The organism is Pseudonocardia ammonioxydans, assembly GCF_900115005.1.
Lineage (GTDB): Bacteria > Actinomycetota > Actinomycetes > Mycobacteriales > Pseudonocardiaceae > Pseudonocardia > Pseudonocardia ammonioxydans.
In genome coordinates, this window is sequence record NZ_FOUY01000008.1 from 184,472 (window position 1) to 202,296 (window position 17,825).

The 17,825-nt window shown below is 73.8% G+C and carries 12 protein-coding genes; 5 read left to right on the forward strand and 7 right to left on the reverse strand.

Annotated elements, in window-relative coordinates; translation table 11 throughout:
- The first annotated feature begins 4 nt into the window (after positions 1-4).
- Positions 5-3,880, forward strand: coding sequence for an ABC transporter ATP-binding protein (locus BM093_RS10590; RefSeq protein ID WP_093340869.1), 3,876 nt, complete (start codon positions 5-7; stop codon positions 3,878-3,880).
- 5 nt (positions 3,881-3,885) lie between these two features.
- Here the strand turns inward: BM093_RS10590 and BM093_RS10595 are convergent, their stop codons facing one another.
- Complete coding sequence (locus tag BM093_RS10595) at positions 3,886-5,382, reverse strand: helix-turn-helix domain-containing protein (protein ID WP_093340871.1); 1,497 nt, start codon at positions 5,380-5,382, stop codon at positions 3,886-3,888.
- A gap of 236 nt (positions 5,383-5,618) precedes the next feature.
- Between BM093_RS10595 and BM093_RS10600 the strand changes: the two genes are divergently transcribed.
- Together BM093_RS10600 and BM093_RS10605 are read left to right on the forward strand one after the other, a co-directional pair.
- Positions 5,619-6,347 carry a LuxR C-terminal-related transcriptional regulator gene (locus BM093_RS10600; protein WP_093340873.1) on the forward strand — a complete coding sequence of 243 codons (729 nt, stop codon included), beginning with the start codon at positions 5,619-5,621 and terminating at the stop codon, positions 6,345-6,347.
- Between the two features lie 1,106 nt (positions 6,348-7,453).
- Positions 7,454-9,559, forward strand: coding sequence for a PhoX family protein (locus tag BM093_RS10605; protein ID WP_093340945.1), 2,106 nt, complete (start codon positions 7,454-7,456; stop codon positions 9,557-9,559).
- 38 nt (positions 9,560-9,597) lie between these two features.
- Here the strand turns inward: BM093_RS10605 and BM093_RS10610 are convergent, their stop codons facing one another.
- Positions 9,598-10,503, reverse strand: coding sequence for a VldE C-terminal domain-containing protein (locus BM093_RS10610; RefSeq protein WP_143105330.1), 906 nt, complete (start codon positions 10,501-10,503; stop codon positions 9,598-9,600).
- 307 nt (positions 10,504-10,810) lie between these two features.
- Here BM093_RS10610 and BM093_RS10615 point away from each other — a divergent pair, with 307 nt between their 5' ends.
- Positions 10,811-12,148, forward strand: coding sequence for an MFS transporter (locus BM093_RS10615; RefSeq protein WP_093340876.1), 1,338 nt, complete (start codon positions 10,811-10,813; stop codon positions 12,146-12,148).
- Between the two features lie 90 nt (positions 12,149-12,238).
- Here the strand turns inward: BM093_RS10615 and BM093_RS10620 are convergent, their stop codons facing one another.
- From BM093_RS10620 to BM093_RS10635, 4 genes are all read right to left on the reverse strand, one after another.
- Complete coding sequence (locus tag BM093_RS10620) at positions 12,239-12,466, reverse strand: hypothetical protein (RefSeq protein ID WP_245773443.1); 228 nt, start codon at positions 12,464-12,466, stop codon at positions 12,239-12,241.
- A 381-nt stretch (positions 12,467-12,847) separates the two neighbouring features.
- Positions 12,848-14,893: an NAD(+) synthase gene (locus tag BM093_RS10625; protein ID WP_093340880.1), complete on the reverse strand. Its 2,046-nt coding sequence runs from the start codon at positions 14,891-14,893 to the stop codon at positions 12,848-12,850.
- A 23-nt stretch (positions 14,894-14,916) separates the two neighbouring features.
- Entirely contained in the window at positions 14,917-15,189 is a 273-nt protein-coding gene (locus BM093_RS10630; RefSeq protein ID WP_093340882.1) for a hypothetical protein, read from the reverse strand.
- Positions 15,190-15,268: 79 nt separating this feature from the next.
- A complete protein-coding gene (locus BM093_RS10635) occupies positions 15,269-16,333 on the reverse strand; it encodes an alpha/beta hydrolase (RefSeq protein ID WP_093340884.1) in 1,065 nt (354 codons plus the stop codon).
- Positions 16,334-16,494: 161 nt separating this feature from the next.
- On the opposite strand from BM093_RS10635, the gene BM093_RS10640 reads away from it, so the two are divergent.
- Positions 16,495-17,478: a phosphotriesterase family protein gene (locus BM093_RS10640; protein WP_093340948.1), complete on the forward strand. Its 984-nt coding sequence runs from the start codon at positions 16,495-16,497 to the stop codon at positions 17,476-17,478.
- 53 nt (positions 17,479-17,531) lie between these two features.
- Here the strand turns inward: BM093_RS10640 and BM093_RS10645 are convergent.
- A partial coding sequence (locus tag BM093_RS10645) for a transposase (RefSeq protein ID WP_177238381.1) occupies positions 17,532-17,825 on the reverse strand: 294 nt, incomplete at its 5' end.

The following is a 17,825-nucleotide window of genomic DNA, read 5'->3' on the forward strand; positions in this document are numbered from 1 at the left end:
TCGTGTGTCCCGCCCCCGCCCCCGACCCCGTTCCCACCCCGCCCGACCCGGTCCCGCCCGTTCCGACGGTCCCGATCCGGCCCGCCCGGGCTGGGTCCGCCGGCTCGCCCGCGCCTGCCTCCGGCACCGCGGCGTCACCCTCGGTGCGCTCGCGGCCTCGATGGCCGGGGTCGGGCTGGAGGCGGTCGGGCCGCTGCTGATCCGCTCCGGGGTGAACGGCGTCGTCGGCGGTGACCCGGGTGTGCTCACCCCGGTGGTGCTCGGGTTCCTGGTACTGGGCCTGGTCAAGTTCGCCGGTGCGTTCGTGCGCCGCTACCTCGGCGGCACGATGGCGCTCAACGTCCAGCACGACCTGCGGCGGGCGGTGTTCGCCGCGGTCCAGCGGATGGACGGGGTGCGCCAGGACCGGCTGCGCACCGGGCAGGTCGCCTCCCGCGCGATCTCCGACCTGCAGCTGGTACAGGGCTTCCTGTCGATGGTCCCGCTGTCGGCGGGCACCGTGGTGCTCGTGGTCGTCGCGGTGACGGCGATGCTGTGGCTCTCGCCGCTGCTCACCGTGGTCGCGCTGGTCATGCTGCCGCTGGCGTTCCTGGCGACCAACCGGATCCGCCGCACGCTGTTCCCCGCGACCTGGTCGGCGCAGCAGCGGGCGGCCGAGATCGCCCAGCAGGTCGAGGAGACCGTCACCGGCGTCCGGGTGGTCAAGGGGTTCGGGCAGGAGGCCCGCGAGACCGGGGCCCTGGAGCAACGCGCGCGCCGGCTCTACGGCGAGCGCCTGCGTGCTGCCGGGCTGACCGCGCGGCTGAACCCGGCGCTGCTCGCCCTGCCCGGGCTCGGCCAGGTCGCGGTGATCGGCGTCGGCGGGTACATGGCTGCCCGGGGGACGATCGACCTCGGGACCTTCCTGGCCTTCACCACCTACGTCGGCATGCTCGTCGGACCGGCCCGGCTGATCGGCGCGCTGGTGGTCACCGGCCAGCTCACCCGGGCGGCCGCGGAGCGGGTCTTCGAGATCGTCGACGCCGAGCCGGAGATCGTGGACCCGCACCGGCCGGGGACCCTCCCGGAGGGGCCGCCCGCCGTCGAGCTGGACGAGGTCCGGTTCGGCTACGAGCCGGCCGGTTCCGGTCCGGGTGCGCACGGCCCGGACGCCGCTGCGGTGCCCGTACTCGACGGGCTGTCACTGCGGGTCGAGCCGGGGGAGACGCTCGCGCTGGTCGGCCCGCCCGGCTCGGGCAAGTCGACGGTCGCCCTGCTGCTGCCCCGGTTCTACGACCCGCAGGAGGGTGCCATCCGCATAGGTGGCGTCGACCTGCGCGAGCTGCGGCTGCGCGACCTGCGGGCCGAGCTGGGCGTGGTGTTCGAGGAGGCGTTCCTGTTCTCCGACACCATCCGGAACAACATCGCCTACGGTCGCCCGGACGCCGGGGACGAGGAGATCCGCGCCGCCGCCGAGGCCGCGCAGGTCGCCCCGTTCGTCGAGGCGCTGCCCGACGGGTACGACACCGAGGTCGGTGAGCGCGGCCTGACCCTGTCCGGTGGGCAGCGGCAGCGGATCGCGCTGGCCCGGGCCATGCTCACCCGGCCGCGGGTGCTGGTGCTCGACGACGCGACCTCCGCGGTCGACACCGCGACCGAGGCGGCCATCCACGCGACGCTGCACCAGCTGACCGCGGACCGGACCACGCTGCTGGTCGCACACCGCCGTTCCAGCCTGGCGCTGGCCGACCGGATCGCGGTGCTCGACCGCGGACGGGTGGTCGACCTGGGCACCGAGGACGAGCTGCGCGGGCGGTGCGCGCTGTTCCGTGAACTGCTGGCGACCGGTCCCGCGGACGAGATCGGTGGTGCGCCCCCGGCCGAGCCGGCCCCCGCGGCGATGGCCCCGCCCCCGGCGGCCGCCGCGGTCACCCCGGAGCTGTGGCCGGACGTCGAACGGCCCGAGGACCCGGACCGCGCGCTCGGCCGGGAGTCCGGCGGCGGCGGTGCCGGCTGGGCGGGCGGGATCAGTGCGACCCCGGAGCTGCTCGACGCGGTCGCGAAGCTGTCCGCCCCGAAGGAGTCGCCACGGCTGCGGGGCGAGGGCGACCCGACCGCGCCGGACCCGGCGTTCCGGCTGACCTCGCTGCTGCGCCCGGTACGGCTGCTGCTGGTGCTCGGCATCGCCCTGATGGCCGCGGACGCGCTCGCCACGCTCGCGCTGCCGAGCATCGCGCGCGTCGCGGTCGACTCGGGTATCGCCGAGGGCTCCACCCGGGTGCTGGTCGTGGCGGCGCTGGCCGGGCTGCTGATCGTCGTGGCCGACGCGGTCGTCGTGGGGTTCCAGACGCTGGTCACGGCGCGGGCCGGGGAGAGCCTGCTCTACCTGCTGCGGCTGCGCAGCTACGCGCATCTGCAACGGCTCGGGCTCGACTACTACGAGCGCGAGCTCTCCGGCCGGATCATGACGCGGATGACCACCGACGTGGACGCCCTGTCCACGTTCCTGCAGACCGGCCTGGCGCAGGCGCTGGTCAGCGTCCTCACGATCGGCGGTGTCGCGGTCGCGCTGGTGGCGACCGACGCCGAGCTCGCGCTCTACGCGCTCGGCTGGCTGCTGCCGTTGCTCGCGATCGGCACGGTGGTGTTCCGCCGCTTCTCCTCGAAGGCCTACGCCGAGGCCCGCGAGCGGGTCAGTGTGGTCAACGCCGACCTGCAGGAGAACGTCACCGGCGTCCGCATCGCCCAGGCCTACGTCCGCGAGGAGCTCAGCTACGACCGCTTCGGCGAGCGGTCGGACGCCTATCGCCGGTCCCGGCTGCGCGCCCAGCGCTACATCGCGCTGTACTTCCCGTTCGTGGCGTTCCTGTCCGACGTCGCGACGGCGGTGGTGCTCGGCGTCGGCGGGTCGATGATCCTCTCCGGGGAGATCACCGCGGGCGTGCTGACCGCGTTCCTGCTGTACCTGACGATGTTCTTCGGGCCGGTCCAGCAGCTCTCCCAGGTCTTCGACGGCTATCAGCAGGCCCGCGTCGGCCTGAACCGCATCGCCGAGCTGCTGCGCACCCCGACCTCGGTGCCGGACCGGGCCGACGGGACCGGCGGCACGGACCTGGTCCCGATGCCGGAGCGGCTGCGCGGGGCGGTGGAGCTGGACCGGGTGACGTTCCGCTACGCCGGTACCGAGACCCCGGCGCTGGACGACGTGTCGCTGCGGGTCGCCCCGGGGGAGACCGTCGCGCTGGTCGGGGCGACCGGGGCCGGGAAGTCCACGCTGATCAAGCTGCTGGCCCGGTTCTACGACACCGTCGAGGGCCAGGTGCGGGTGGACGACGTCGACGTCCGCCGCTACCCGCTGGCCGGGTACCGCTCCCGGCTCGGCGTGGTGCCGCAGGAGGCGCACCTGTTCACCGGTGACGTGGCGTCCAACATCGCCTACGGACGCCCCGACGCGTCCCGCGAGGTGATCGAGGCGGCCGCCCGCGCGGTCGGCGCGCACGACCTGGTGCGGTCGCTGCCGGCCGGGTTCCGCACACCGGTCGGTGAGCGCGGGCAGGGCCTCTCGGCCGGGCAGCGGCAGCTGATCGCGCTGGCCCGCGCCGAGCTGGTCGACCCCGACGTGCTGATCTTCGACGAGGCCACGGCGGCCCTGGACCCGGCGACCGAGGCGACGGTGCTGGCGGCCGGGGAGCAGGTGGCGTCGCGGCGGACCGCGTTCGTCGTCGCCCACCGGTTGCAGACCGCCCGCCGCTCGGACCGCATCGTGGTGCTGGCCGGCGGGCGGATCGTCGAGGAGGGCCCGCACGACGAGCTCGTGCGGGCCGGTGGCCGCTACGCCGCGCTGTGGCGGGCCGGTGAGCTCGAGCCCGAGCCGGACAGCCCGCTGGCCGCGCGGTCCTGAGCCAGTCAGGCGAGCAGGCGCTCGGTCCGGGCGGCGACGGCGGCGCGCCGCGGGTCGTCGCGGCCGAGCAGCTCCAGCAGCCGCTCGTGTGCCTCGAGGTCCTCGGTGCCGAGCGGATGGCCGGTGAAGCGGTGCAACAGCTCGGCGTCGCCGGCCGCGAGCACGGCGTGCCGCAGCCCCGCGACGAGCTCGTCGCGCAGGTCCCGTACGGCGGGCGCGTCCGAGCGGGGCAGCAGCTCGCCGTGGCAGGCGTCGAGCGCGTCGGCGGCCCGGCCCTCCCGCAGGGCGACCCGCATCCGCAGGAAGTCCGCGTCCGGCTCGGCCGCGAGCCGGTACGGCCGGGTCAGCAGCAGGTCGGCGCCCAACGACGAGCGCAACCGGTGGATCTCACCGCGCACCGTCGTCGGGTTGCCCTCGTCGCCGTAGAGCATCAGGGTGAGCTGCTCGCCGGAGAGCCCGTCCGGGTGCAGCGCCAGCGCGGTGAGGATCTCGGCCGGCCGCAGCGTGGCAGCGCTCTCGGTCCCGTCGAGGGTGATCCGCGGGCCGGAGCCACCGGTGAACCGCAGGGCCAGCGACGGTGCCGGGCGCCCGCTCGCGGCGCGGGAACGCCGCCGGGCCGGCGGCACCAGCAGGTACCCCTCGGACAGCGCCTCGACGGTCATCTCGCGGCCGTCGTCGAGCCGGACCCGTTCGGTGCCCTTCTCCAGCAGGATCCGCTCCGGGAACCGGCCGTAGGGCTCGCTCGCGATCACTCGACCGGACGCGGACAGCAGTGCGCCCTCGGCGCCGCGCAGCCCGGCCAGGTGCGGCATGTTCTTCACCCGCAGCCGCTCGTCGGCGATCGCCATCCGCACCCGCAGCTGGTTCTCCGCGAGCTGCGCGGTCGTGGTCACCAGCTGGACGAGTGCGGGATGCACGGTGTGCAGCGGTCCGGAGATGTCGACGGCGCCGATCGTGTCCCCGGTGTCCGGGTCGTGCACGGGAGCGGCGACGCAGGTCCAGTCGTGGTACGTGCGGACCAGGTGCTCGGCGGAGTGGATGCGGACCGGCTCGTCGAGCGCGAGCGCGGTCCCCATCGCGTTGGTCCCGATCGCATCCTCGGTCCAGCGGGTGCCCTCGACCAGCCCGACGTCGTCGGCGGAGGGCAGCAGCCCGTGCGCCCCGTCCCGCCAGAGGACGTGCCCGTCGGCGTCGGTCACCAGCATCACGTGCATGGCCTCGTCGGCGATGCTGACCAGGGTGCTGCGCAGCAGCGGCATCACCGCGTGTAGCGGGTGGCCCTCGCGGACGTCGCGCAGCTCGTCGGCGCGGTAGACCAGCGGGGGAAGCCGGCGCTCCGGATCGACGCGGGCGGCGAGGCTGCGCTGCCACGAGTCGGACACCACCGGACGCGGGCCCGTGGTGGAGCCACCGGTGCCGAGATCGTCGTCGTAGATGCGGCGCAGGCGGCGCGCGTCCGCGACGAGCTCATCGGGCGACGAGTTGTCGTCCGCACCGAGCATGCCGCCTCCCGTTCCGCCGTGGGCGCCGCTCGGGCGCCCTCGTCACTCACGGTCCCCGCTCCGCCGCGAGCATACCTGCAGATCGGGGAGCACACGGCTCCCAGATCCGGAGCCGGATCCGGTGCGTACGGCTTCCGTCGCCCTGCCCGCGCAACGTGCAGGCAACGTAACCCGTCCTACGGTTGCCCCCGGACCGCCACCGAGGCGGCCGGCGAGGACGCACCCGGAGGACAGCGATGACGCTCGAAGCCGTTCGCGAGGCCACTGATCGGCCGGTCCGCGGCCACGACGGTGTCGATGTCGTCCGCCGCGCGGCCCGGGTCCTGGTCGTGGACGCCGAGCCGATCGTCCGGCACGGTCTGCGCGCGCTGCTGACCGCCGAGCCGGACCTCGCGCCGGCCGGCGAGGCCGCCTCACCCCGGGACGCGCTGATGGTGGCCGAGCGGACCCGCCCCGACGTGATCGTCGTCGACATCGAGTTCGGCCGCGACGAGCGCCCGGGTCTCGACCTGGTCCGCGCCCTGCTGGAGCGCTGCCGCGGCGCGAAGGTCCTCGTGCTCACCGGCTGCCGCGACCGCGACTCGATGATGCGGACCGTCCGGCTCGGCGTGCACGGCTACCTGCGCAAGGGCGCGGACACGACCGAGATCGTGCGCGCGGTGCGCGCCGTGCAGCGGGGCGAGGGCGTGTTCGACCCGGGCACCGGCGCCGCCGGCCCGTTGCAGGTGCTGCGCGAGCCGGCCCCGTCCGCCGGCCCGGACCTGTGCAAGACCTCGCTGCTGACCGACCGGGAGAACCAGGTGCTGCGCCTGCTCGCGGTGGGGCTGAGCAACCGTGAGATCGGCACCCGGCTGCGGATCTCCGAGGCCACCGTGAAGTTCCACGTGCGGAACCTGCGGGACAAGCTCGAGGTCCGTCGCCGCACCGAGATCGTCTACACCGCCGCGCGGCAGGGGATCGTCTGACCGCCGGAGGGTGAGCCCGGCGCCCGTCGCGGCGCCGGAACCGACCCGCCGGGCCGGGGCGCGTGGAGAACTCCCGCCCCGGCCCGTGCTCTGTCCGGCACCCGGCCTCGCTCGGCGCCCGCCCTGGCTCCGGCGCCCGGCCTCGTCCCGGTGCTCGGCTTCGTCCCGGCCCGCCTTGGCCCCGGCGTCCGGCTCGCTCCGGCTCCGGCCTGACCTCGGTGCCTTGCTTCGCCCGCCCTGGCTCCGGTGCCCGGCCTCCGGCTCGGACCCCGGCAACCCGGTGCCGGAGCGCCCGCCACCCGGCGCCCGGTCTGTCGATCAGCACTCGTACCCCCTCGGCGGGCGGATCCGCGCGCTTCGGCAGCGTGCCCGGTACCGATCTGCACGTTCGCGCCCTCGATGCGGCGGATGCGTGCATGTCAGGTGTGTTCCGGAAGTCGATCTGCGCGTTTCCGTCCTCGGCGGATCGGCAGCGTGCGTCTCGGCCACCGGCCGGGCCTCGAGCTGCGCAGTAGCGCCCTCACACGCGCGGCGAGCGACCGCTCGGACGGTGGGCTCGGCGTCGATCAGCGCGTTCTCGCCCTCGGCAGATGGGGGCAGCCTCGGTCGTCCCGGCGGGCGCGGGGATGTGGGTTCCCGCCCTCGGTAGGGCGGAAGCGTGCACGTCAGGCGGGTAGCCGGCGCCGATCAGCACGTTCTCGCCCGTGGTGGGGCGGCAGCGTGCGCCTCGGCCGAGTGCCGGGAGCCGACCTGCGCGATGCCGCCCCGCCGAGGACGGACAGGTGCACCTCGGACCCGTGGTGGATGTCGATCTGCTCGATCCTGCCCCGATGCCGGGAAGGTGACGCGGGGGGATCCCGAGCGAGGGCGACCGCGCGTGCCCGGTGGCGGTCGCCGAGCGTGGTCGAGCCCACGGCCCGGCGCGGCGGCGTTCACCCGACGGCCACCTGCTTCTCACCCGTTCGGAGGGCAGGGGTGCTGTGATGCGGAGGAGCCGGGCGATCGGCACCCGAACCGCCCGCCGCCGTCATCCCACCACGACCCCCAGGAGGACGACCGTGGCCGACCGCTGCCCCGGCGACATCCCCGAGGCCGGCTCCCGCCGGATGCTCCCCCTCGTCGACCGCGCGCGAAGCCTGCGGAGCCGCCCGCCGGCCCAGCCCCGGCCCGGGCGCCAGGGCCTGACCTGCCGCTACCGCTGTGGTGACGCGTGCTCGAGGCCCGAGCCGAACACGTCGTCGAACGGGTACTTCGGGGACGTCCTGCAGACCGTGCTCGACCGGCGCGGCATGCTCCGGGCCGGTGCGGTGCTCGGCCTGACCGCGGGCGCCGGGGCAACGCTCGCCGGTACGGCGTCGGCCGGGATGCCGCAGCCGGACCGGGCGCACCCGCTGGGGGCGGCGCAGGCGGCACCGACGGCGCAGTCCCTGCCGCCGGGGCTGCGTTACGAGACGGTCGAGCCCAACCTCGACGACGCGGTCCGGGTCCCGGCCGATTACGCGAGCAACGTCGTCATCCGGTGGGGCGACCCGATGTTCCCCGACGCCCCGGAGTTCGACTTCGAGCACCAGACCGCCGCCGCGCAGGCCCGCCAGTTCGGCTACAACAACGACTTCTGCGGGATCCTGCCGATCGACGGCCCCGGACGGCGCTACGTCATGTTCTCCAACCACGAGTACACGCTCGAGCCGCTGATGTTCCGCGGCTACGACGAGGAGAACCCGACCGAGGAGCAGATCCGCATCGGCATGGCCGCGCACGGCGGCGGGATCGTCGAGGTCACCCGGGAGCTGCGGACCGGCGAGCTGCACCACGACCGGGCCGGACGCCTGAACCGCCGGATCACCGCCGACACCGAGATGGTCCTCGACGGCCCGGCCGCCGGCTCGGAGAACCTGCGGACCACGGCGGACCCGTCCGGGCGCCGGGTCCTCGGCATGATCGGCAACTGTGCGGGCGGCACCACGCCGTGGGGCACGTTCCTGTCCGGTGAGGAGAACTTCGACGGCTACTTCGCCTCCGGGCCGGTGACCGACCCGCGGCAGGAGCGCTACGGCCTGGAGGAAGGGCCCTCGGAGCGTCGCTGGGAGCGCGTCGACCCGCGCTGGGACCTGGGGCGGGAGCCGAACGAGGCCAACCGGTTCGGCTACATCGTCGAGATCGACCCGCACGACCCGGGCTCGACGCCGGTCAAGCACACCGCGCTGGGCCGGTTCAAGCACGAGGGTGCGACCGTGACCCTCACCGAGGACGGCCGCCCGGTCGTCTACATGGGCGACGACGAACGCTTCGACTACGTCTACAAGTTCGTGTCGGACAAGCGGATGCGTCGCGGCTCCAGCCGGGAGGCCCGCGAGCACAACGCGACCCTGCTGGCGTCGGGCACGCTCTACGTCGCCACGTTCACCGGCAACAGCCCGGCCCCCGAGATCACCGGGGACGGCGCCCTGCCGCGCGACGGCCGCTTCGACGGTGCGGGGGAGTGGAAGCCGCTGACCTCCGCCACGACGTCCTACGTGGACGGCATGAGCGTGGCCGACGTCCTCGTGTTCACCCGGCTCGCCGCCGACCGGGTGGGCGCGACCAAGATGGACCGTCCCGAGGACGTGGAGCCCAGCCCGCGGACCGGCAAGGTCTACATCGCCTGCACCAACAACTCCGACCGCGGCAAGGCGGGCGAGGCCGGCGCCGACGAGGCGAACCCGCGCGTCGACAACCAGCACGGGCACGTCATCGAGTTGACCGAGGACTCCGACGACCCGGCGGCGACCCGGTTCGGCTGGAACGTGCTGCTGGTCTGCGGTGACCCGGAGGACCCGTCGACCTGGTTCGGCGGCTACGACAAGTCCCAGGTCAGCCCGATCACCTCCCCGGACAACATCGCGTTCGACGCCCACGGCAACCTGTGGCTGTCCACCGACTCCACGCAGGCCCTCGAGATCAACGACGGGCTCTACGGCGTCGTGCTGGAGGGGCCGCAGCGCGGCTCGACCCGGCTGTTCGCGAGCGTCCCGGTGGGCTCGGAGTGCTGCGGGCCGGTCGTCACCGAGACGTTCGTGCTGATCTCGGTCCAGCACCCGGGCGACGCCGACGACGCCTCGCCGGAGGCACCGGCGTCACACTGGCCGGACGGCGGAGCCGCGCAGCCGCGCCCGGCCGTCGTCGCGATCCGGCATCTGGACGACGGACGCCCGGCGAAGATTGGGTTATGACTGTGAGTGGTTATCGCGGTCCTGACCGCGATAACCACTCACGAGCCATCTGAGCACCGCTCGAGGGAGGGGGAGCCGCTCCCGGCACTCTTCTCGAACGAGATGTGCACGTGGTCGTAGTGGTTCGCGGTGTCCCCACCGCGGTCGGACATCTCGGTCCAGCCGGAGCCGTGGTTCATCCGCTGCTCCCAGATGACGTACTCGACCCCCAGCTCCTCGGCGTTGGCCAGCGCGCACTCGGCGATCCGGTCGCCGTCGCTGCCGCGGACCATGAGGTCGAGCGCGTGCCCGGTGGGGTGGTCGGAGACGTTGCCGCGCTGGGCAACGCCGATCAGCTCCGGCTGCCCGTAGGCGCACCCGAGGAACTCCGCCGCGTCGGACACCCAGTCCTTGACCGGGCCGAGCCCGTCGAGGTCGAGGTCGCAGGCGGCGCGTTCGGCGGCCTCGCGCGCCAACCGCTCGGCCTCCGCCGCGGCGGCCCGGCCGGCGTCGGCGGTCGCGTCGAGCAACCCGGCGTCGCGGACGATCCCCGCGCCCAGCACCGGCTCGGTGCGGGGCGCCGCGGCGGTCCCGCCGGGGCCGGGGGCCTCGGCGAACGCGGAGCCGAATGCGGAGCCGAGTGCGGCGGCGAGACCGGGCCGGCCGGCGTCGTCGGTACCGGGCGCGTCGATGCCGGGGTGCTCCGGGTCGGTCGCGCTGCCCTCGCGATCGTCGGTGTCGGGGCCGTCGGTCCGGGAGCCGGTGCCGTCGGTGACACCGGCGACCCCCGGGGAGGTGAGGTCGGAGGAGGCCAGGCGCAGTTCGGCTTCGGTGGGGCCGAACTCGAGCCCGGTCACGGGGGTGACGACGGCGAGGGTGCCGCCGGCGACGGCGGCGGCGGTGGCGACGTGGCGCAGCCCGGGTCGGGGCTCGGCCTGCACCCGCCGGTGGCGGTGTCGGGGCACGACGATCTCCTCCGGCACGCGGGCCGGGCGGGCTGCGGGGGGAGCGTGGGACCGGGGGAGTCCCTGCCCGTCGGCGAACCGGACCGCGTGTTCCGTGTCCGGACAGTAGTGATGTGTGACCAGATGTCCGGTCCTGGGTGCGTTCCGTGACGACGACCGCGCGTGATCATGCGGCGAGCGGTCGGGAACGCCGGATTCCGCGGCCGCGGCCGGAAACGTCGGGATTCGCCCTTTACCCGGCCGGGTGCTCGGCGCAAGGTAGCGGCGGGCCGGCACACCGCAGTCCCGGCCCGGGGGGTGAATCCGCATGACATCCACCGGTCCGGCCACCGGTTCCGGGAGCGTCGCCGACACCACCGGCTCCGCTCCGCGCCAGGTCCGCCGCGTCGCCGTCACGAGCGCCATCGGCACGACGATCGAGTGGTACGACTTCTTCATCTACGCCACGGCCGCGGCCCTGGTGTTCAACAGTCAGTTCTTCTCCACGCTGTCCGCCGCCTCGGGCACGCTCGCCGCGTTCGCGACCCTCGGCGTCGGCCTCGTCGCCCGCCCGGTCGGGGGCATCGTCTGGGGCCACTTCGGTGACCGGATCGGCCGGAAGAAGATGCTGGTCGCGTCGCTGTTGCTGATGGGACTCGCGACCGTCGGTGTCGGCCTGCTGCCGACCTACGACCGGATCGGGGTGGCCGCCCCGGTCCTGCTGGTCGTCCTGCGGCTGCTGCAGGGGCTCAGCGCCGGCGGGGAGTGGGGCGGTGCGGCGCTGATGTCGGTCGAGCACGCCCCGCCCGCGCGGCGCGGGCGCTACGGCTCGTTCCCGCAGATCGGCGTGCCGGCCGGGCTGATCCTGGCCCAGCTGGTGTTCCTGGTGGTCTCCAACCTGACCACGCCCGAGCAGTTCGCGGCCTGGGGCTGGCGGGTGCCGTTCCTGCTCTCGATCGTGCTGGTCGTGGTCGGCCTGGTCATCCGGCTGCGGGTCGAGGAGAGCCCGGTGTTCGCGCTGCTGCGGGAGAACCGGACGCGCAGCCGCGCCCCGATCGTCGAGGTGTTCCGGAACCGGCCGCGGGAGCTGGTGCTGGCCTCGCTCAGCTTCATCGCGAACAACGCGATCGGCTACGTCTTCCTGGCCTACCTGCTGTCGTACGGCACCCAGGTGCTGGAGGTCCCCCGCAACACGATGATCGTCGTGGTGATCATCGGGTCGCTGAGCTGGCTGGCCAGCATCGTGGGCGGCGCGATCTGGTCGGACCGGGTCGGCCGGAAGACGGCCTACCTGGTCGGCTCGGTGCTGCTGGTGCTCTGGCCGTTCCCGTTCTTCCTGCTGCTCGACACCACGGGCTTCGCCGCCATGGTCGTCGCCGTGGTCGTGCTGACGCTCGGGCTCGGCCTGTCCTACGGTCCGCAGTCGGCCCTGTTCGCGGAGATGTTCGAGGCCCGCTACCGCTACAGCGGGGCCTCGTTCTCCTACGCGGTCGGCGCGGTCCTGGGCGGTGGCTTCGCCCCGCTGATCGCGACCGCGCTGCAGCAGGCCTACGGGACGTCGTCGGCGGTCGCGACCTACATGGTCGTCGTCGCGCTGATCTCGCTGGTGGCGGTGCTGTTCATCCGCGAGACGCACCGGCCGGGTGCGCCTGCCCGGCTGTCCTGAGCTTCACGCGCATCGCGCCGGCCACCCCACCCACGACGGAGGCCGGGCCCCGTGCCGGGCCCGGCCTCCGTCGTCGGTGTCCGCCCGGGGTCAGGCGGAGCGGTGCCGGCTCCCGCGGGCCCCGTCCAGGTCCCGCGCACGGCGCCGGCCGGCGACCGTGCCGGTGCCCGGGCCGTTCATGGAACGGGCCTGCTCGGCGAGCTCGCGGGTGACACACGGCCAGGTCGCACTGACGCCGGAGGCGTCCCGGCACTCCCGGCAGTAGCCCTCGGAGTCGGCCGTGTGCTCGTCGAGGGTTCGCTCGAGCAGATCGGGCATCTCGGACAGGATGTTCGCGAGCGCCAAGACTCACCTCCAGGTCGATTGCGGGGGACAGTAGTAGTCCTGATCACCCGCCCGGCGCAGAGGTGTCGGCGTCCCTCCGGCGGCCCGCGGTGCGTCCGAGCAGATCCACCACGACGGCGAGATCCACTGTCGACCGCCGGTCCGCCCAGGTCGGGAGCGCGGTCGGGTGAGGTGGTGGCTCGCGGCCCGTCGGTGGGCGCGCAGGACGCCCGCGCGCCGGACGACCGTTCGACGGCGCATGGCACCGCGCACCGCTCGGTGAGTCGCATCACTGATCGGTGGCCGGTGCGAACGGCACGACGACATGCATTGCCGGTGCGTCGGACGTCCTGCCGGGTCACCCGGCCCGGGCGGTCACGTCTCCGGGACCTCGCGCTCGATCTCGGCCAGCCACAGCGCCGCCGACATGTCCGACGGTGCGCGCCAGTCACCGCGCGGGGACAGCGCGCCCCCGGCCGAGACCTTCGGCCCGTTGGGCAGGGCGGACCGCTTGAACTGGGAGAACGCGAAGAACCGGCGCGCGAACACCTGCAGCCACCGCCGGATCTCGGCCGCGTCGTAGGCCGGACGCTCGTCCTCGGGGAAGCCGGGCGGCCAGGCCCCCGCCGCCGGGTCGGACCACGCGTGCCCGGCCAGGAAGGCGATCTTCGACGGGCGGAAGCCGTGCCGCAGCGTGTACCAGAGCGTGAAGTCCTGCAGCGCGTACGGCCCGACCGTCGCCTGGCTGGACTGCACCTCGGCGTCGGAGTCCGCCGGGACGAGCTCGGGGGTGATCTCGGTGTCGAGCACCGAGCGCAGCACGCCGGACACGGTGTCGTCGAACTGCTCGGAGGAGACCACCCAGCGGATGAGGTGCTGCATCAGCGTCTTCGGGACACCGCCGTTGACGTTGTAGTGCGACATCTGGTCGCCGACGCCGTAGGTCGACCAGCCCAGCGCCAGCTCGGACAGGTCCCCGGTGCCGAGCACGATGCCGCCCCGCTGGTTGGCCAGCCGGAACAGGTAGTCCGTGCGCAGCCCGGCCTGCACGTTCTCGAAGGTGACGTCGTAGACGGCCTCGCCCCGGGCGAACGGGTGGCCGATCTCGTCCAGCATCGTCCGCGCGGTGGGGGTGATGTCGATCGTCTCGAAGGTCACGCCGAGCGCCCGGGACAGCGCGACCGCGTTGTTGCGGGTGTGGTCGGAGGTGGCGAAGCCCGGCATCGTGAAGGCGAGGATGTCGCTGCGCGGGCGCCCGAGCCGGTCCATCGCCCGCGCGGCGACGATCAGCGCGTGCGTGGAGTCGAGCCCGCCGGACACCCCGATGACGATCTTCGGCTGGCCGATGGCCCGCAGCCGCTGCTCCAGGCCGGAGACCTGGATCGAGTACGCCTCGTAGCAGTCCTGTTCCAGGCGCGCGGGGTCCGCGGGCACGAACGGGAAGCGCTCGACGGTGCGGCGCAGCCCGATGTCGTCCCCGGGCGGGTCGAGCCGGAACGGCACGGTGCGGAAATCGTCGGTGCGGGCGGCGTGGGTGCGACGGTTGTCGTCGAAGGTGCCCTGCCGGCGCCGCTCGGCCGCGAGCAGGTCGAGGTCGATGTCGGCGACCGCGCGGCGCGGGCCCTGCGGGAACCGGTCGGACTCGGCGAGCAGCTCGCCGTTCTCGAAGATCATCGTCTGGCCGTCCCACGCGACGTCCGTGGTGGACTCGCCCTCGCCCGCGGCGGCGTAGACGTAGGCGGACAGGTTGCGGGACGACGCCGAGCGGCAGAGCAGGCGGCGGTGCTCGGCCCGCCCGACGGTGATCGGCGACCCGGACAGGTTCGCCAGCACCGTCGCCCCGGCCAGCGCGGCCTCGGCCGACGGCGGGATCGGCACCCAGTAGTCCTCGCAGATCTCGACGTGCAGCACGAAGCCGGGCAGGTCGTCGGCGGCGAAGAGCAGGTCGGCGCCGAACGGGTGGACGTCGTGGCCGATCCGGATGGTCGCACCGCGCACGTCGTCGCCGGGGGCGAGCTGGCGACGCTCGTAGAACTCCCGGTAGGTGGGCAGGTACGACTTCGGGACGACGCCCAGGATCCGCCCGCCGTGGATCACCACGGCGGTGTTGTGGATCCGGTGCCGGTACCGCAGGGGTGCTCCGACGACGAGTACCGGCAACAGTTCCGCGGTCGCCGCCGCCAGCGCCACCAGCTCCCGTTCCACCGCCTCCAGCAGGGTGTCCTGCAGCAGGATGTCCTCGAGCGAGTAGCCGGAGAGGGTCAGCTCCGGGAACACGACGAGGCCGACGCCCTCGGCCGAGCACGCGCGTGCGGTCTCGAGCACCGCGGCGGCGTTCGCGGCCGGCTCGGCCATGCTGGTGTGCAGCGTCGCCGCGGCGGTGCGCAGGAAGTGATGGCGGTAGACGGAGCGGAAGTCCACGTGGCCATTGTGGCCCGCGTCGATCAGGTCTGCCGGGACACCCGTCGCCGGCCGAGCAGGCAGGCCACCACCGCGACCGCGAGCAGCCCGAGCAGGACGGCCCAGCCGGTGCCGACCGAACCGCCCACCAGCACGACGCCGAGCGAGCCGAGCCACGCCAGCGGCACCAGCACCCACAGCGCCACGCCGATCACCGGCCGCGGGACCGTCCCGACCGCGGCCGCGACCGCGATCCACACCACCCCGGCGATGAGCCCGCCGGCGAGCAGCAGGGTGCCCACCCCGTCCCAGACCACGTCCTCGCCCTCCTCCTCGTGCCGGTTCCCGACACCTGCAGTGTCCCCGGTCCGCCGGGTCCCGCGCGGCGGGACCGCCTCAGCTCGGCCGGGTGGCCGTCCCCGGGAGCAGGGCGAGCGCCGTGCGCAGCGCACCGGCGGCCTCGGCCACGGCCTGCCGGGGCCGGGTACCGATGCCGAGTGTCGTGGCGAACCCGTGGGTGAGGTCGGGGTGGCGGCGCAGCACGGCGGGCACGCCCGCCGCACGCAGCCGGGCCACCAGGTCCTCGCCCTCGTCACGCAACGGGTCGAACCCGGCGGTGGCGACGTAGGTGGCGGGCATCCCGGACAGATCGCCCTCGGCGATGCGCAGCCGCGGGTCCTCGCGCATCTCGTCGGGCACGTACCAGCGGGCCATCGTCTCGATCGCCGCGGTGGTGAGGAAGTAGCCGTCGCCGAACAGCTCGCGCGAACGGGTCCGGCCGTCGAGACGGGTGACCGGGAAGAACGCCAGGCAGAAGACGGGAGGGGTCGCCCCGGGGCCACCGCTGGTCTCCCGGGCGACGGTCAGCGCCAGGCTCGCCCCGGCCGAGTCGCCGCCGATCGCGACCCGCCCCGGCGCAGCACCGAACTCCTCGGGACGGGCGGCGACGTGGGCGAACGCGGCGAGACAGTCGTCCACGGCGGCCGGGAACGGGTGCTCCGGCGCGAGCCGGTACCCGATCGACAGCACCCGGACGCCGGCCTCGGCGGCCAGCGCACCGCACAGGCCGTCGTGCGAGTCCAGGTCGCCCGCGACGAAACCGCCACCGTGCACGTAGACGAGCAGCCCGTCGCCGTCGCGCAGCATCTCGTCGGGCACGTAGAGCCGCGCGGGCAGCTCGCCCGCCGCACCCGGGACGGTGCGGTCCTCGCGCCGCACGCCCGGCTCCTCGGGGCCCGCGACGAGCCGGTCGACGAACGCCTGACCGGCCCGCATCCGGTCCGGTGCGGGGACGGGGGCGGGCCGACGCGGGGTGAGGACCCGGCGCAGGAGCTGGACGTCGAGGTCGAGCTGCTGCCCGTCGATGCGGACCGGTGGGCCGGCGACCAGCTGCTTCACCGGCCGTGGCAGGGCCAACGCCGCGTGCAGGGCGCGGCGCACCAGGTGGGCACGTCGTTCCACGGCACCTCCCCTCGTCGAGCGTCCCCCTGATCGTTCCACCACGGACCGGAGGACGCCGCCACCCGCGGCGGGGGTCACACCGGCGCCCGCCCTGCGCAGCCGCTTGACGATGCGCTGTGACCCGGACCACGCTCGGGCGACCGACGATCGGGAGGAAGTCGATGGCGACGGTCGACACCGTGCGCGGGCCGGTCGAGCTCGACGCGCTGGGCACCACGCTCATGCACGAGCACGTGTTCGTGCTGACCCCGGACGTGATGCAGAACTTCGGCGACGACTGGTGGGACGAGGAGGAACGGGTCGCCGACGCGATCGCCAAGCTGCGGGCGCTGCGCGAGGCGGGTGTGGACACCATCGTCGACCCCACCGTCGTCGGGCTCGGCCGCTACCTGCCCCGGGTGGCGCGGATCAACGCCGAGGTCGACATCAACATCGTGGCCGCGACCGGGCTGTACACCTTCGACGAGATCCCGCACTTCTTCCACTACCGGGGGCCGGACACCCTGCTCGGCGGCCCCGAGCTGATGGTCGACATGTTCGTGCGCGACATCCGGGAGGGGATCGGCGACACCGGGGTCCGGGCGGCGTTCCTCAAGTGTGTGGTGGAGGAGCGTGGGCTGACCCCGGACCAGACGCGGGTGCAGAAGGCGATCTGCGCGACCCACCGCGAGACCGGCGTCCCGATCACCGTGCACACCAACGCCGCACATCGGACCGGCCGGCAGGCGATGGAGCTCTATGCCCGCGAGGGCGTCGACCTCACCAAGGTGGTGATCGGCCACGCGGGGGACAGCAACGACCTGGACTACCTGAAATGGATCATGGATCAGGGCGCGACGATCGGCTGCGACCGGTTCGGCCTCGACCTGTTCAACCCCACCGACCAGCGCGTGGCCACGATCGCGGCACTCTGCGCACAGGGTTACGCCGACCGGATCGTGCTCGCCCACGACGCCGCCTGCTACATGGACTTCTTCTCCGGTGACACCGCGCAGCAGGCCCTGGCCGCCACCGCGCCGAACTGGCACTACCTGCACATCAGCGAGGACGTGCTGCCGGCCTTGCGCGAGCAGGGCGTGACCGACGACCAGATCTCCACCATGCTGGTCAACAACCCGCGCCGCTACTTCACCCCGGCCGGCTGAGCACAGGTGGAGTCGGGACTGTCAACTTTCCGGTGTAACTGAAGCTGGTTGAGCTAACGGCGACCGGCGGACAGGCGCCCGTCGAAGGCCATGTCGAAGGCGTTCAGAGCTGGCTTCCAGCGGATCGACCACCGCCGTTGCCCGGCTCCGGTGGGGTCGAGGCTCATGATCGCCATGTAGACGCATTTGAGCGCGGCGGCCTCGTTGGGGAAGTGCCCGCGGGCCTTGACCGCGCGTCGGATCCGGGCGTTCACGCTCTCGATCGCGTTGGTGGTGCAGATGATCTTGCGGATCTCGACGTCGAAGGCCAGGAAGGGCACGAACTCGGCCCAGGCGTTCTCCCAGAG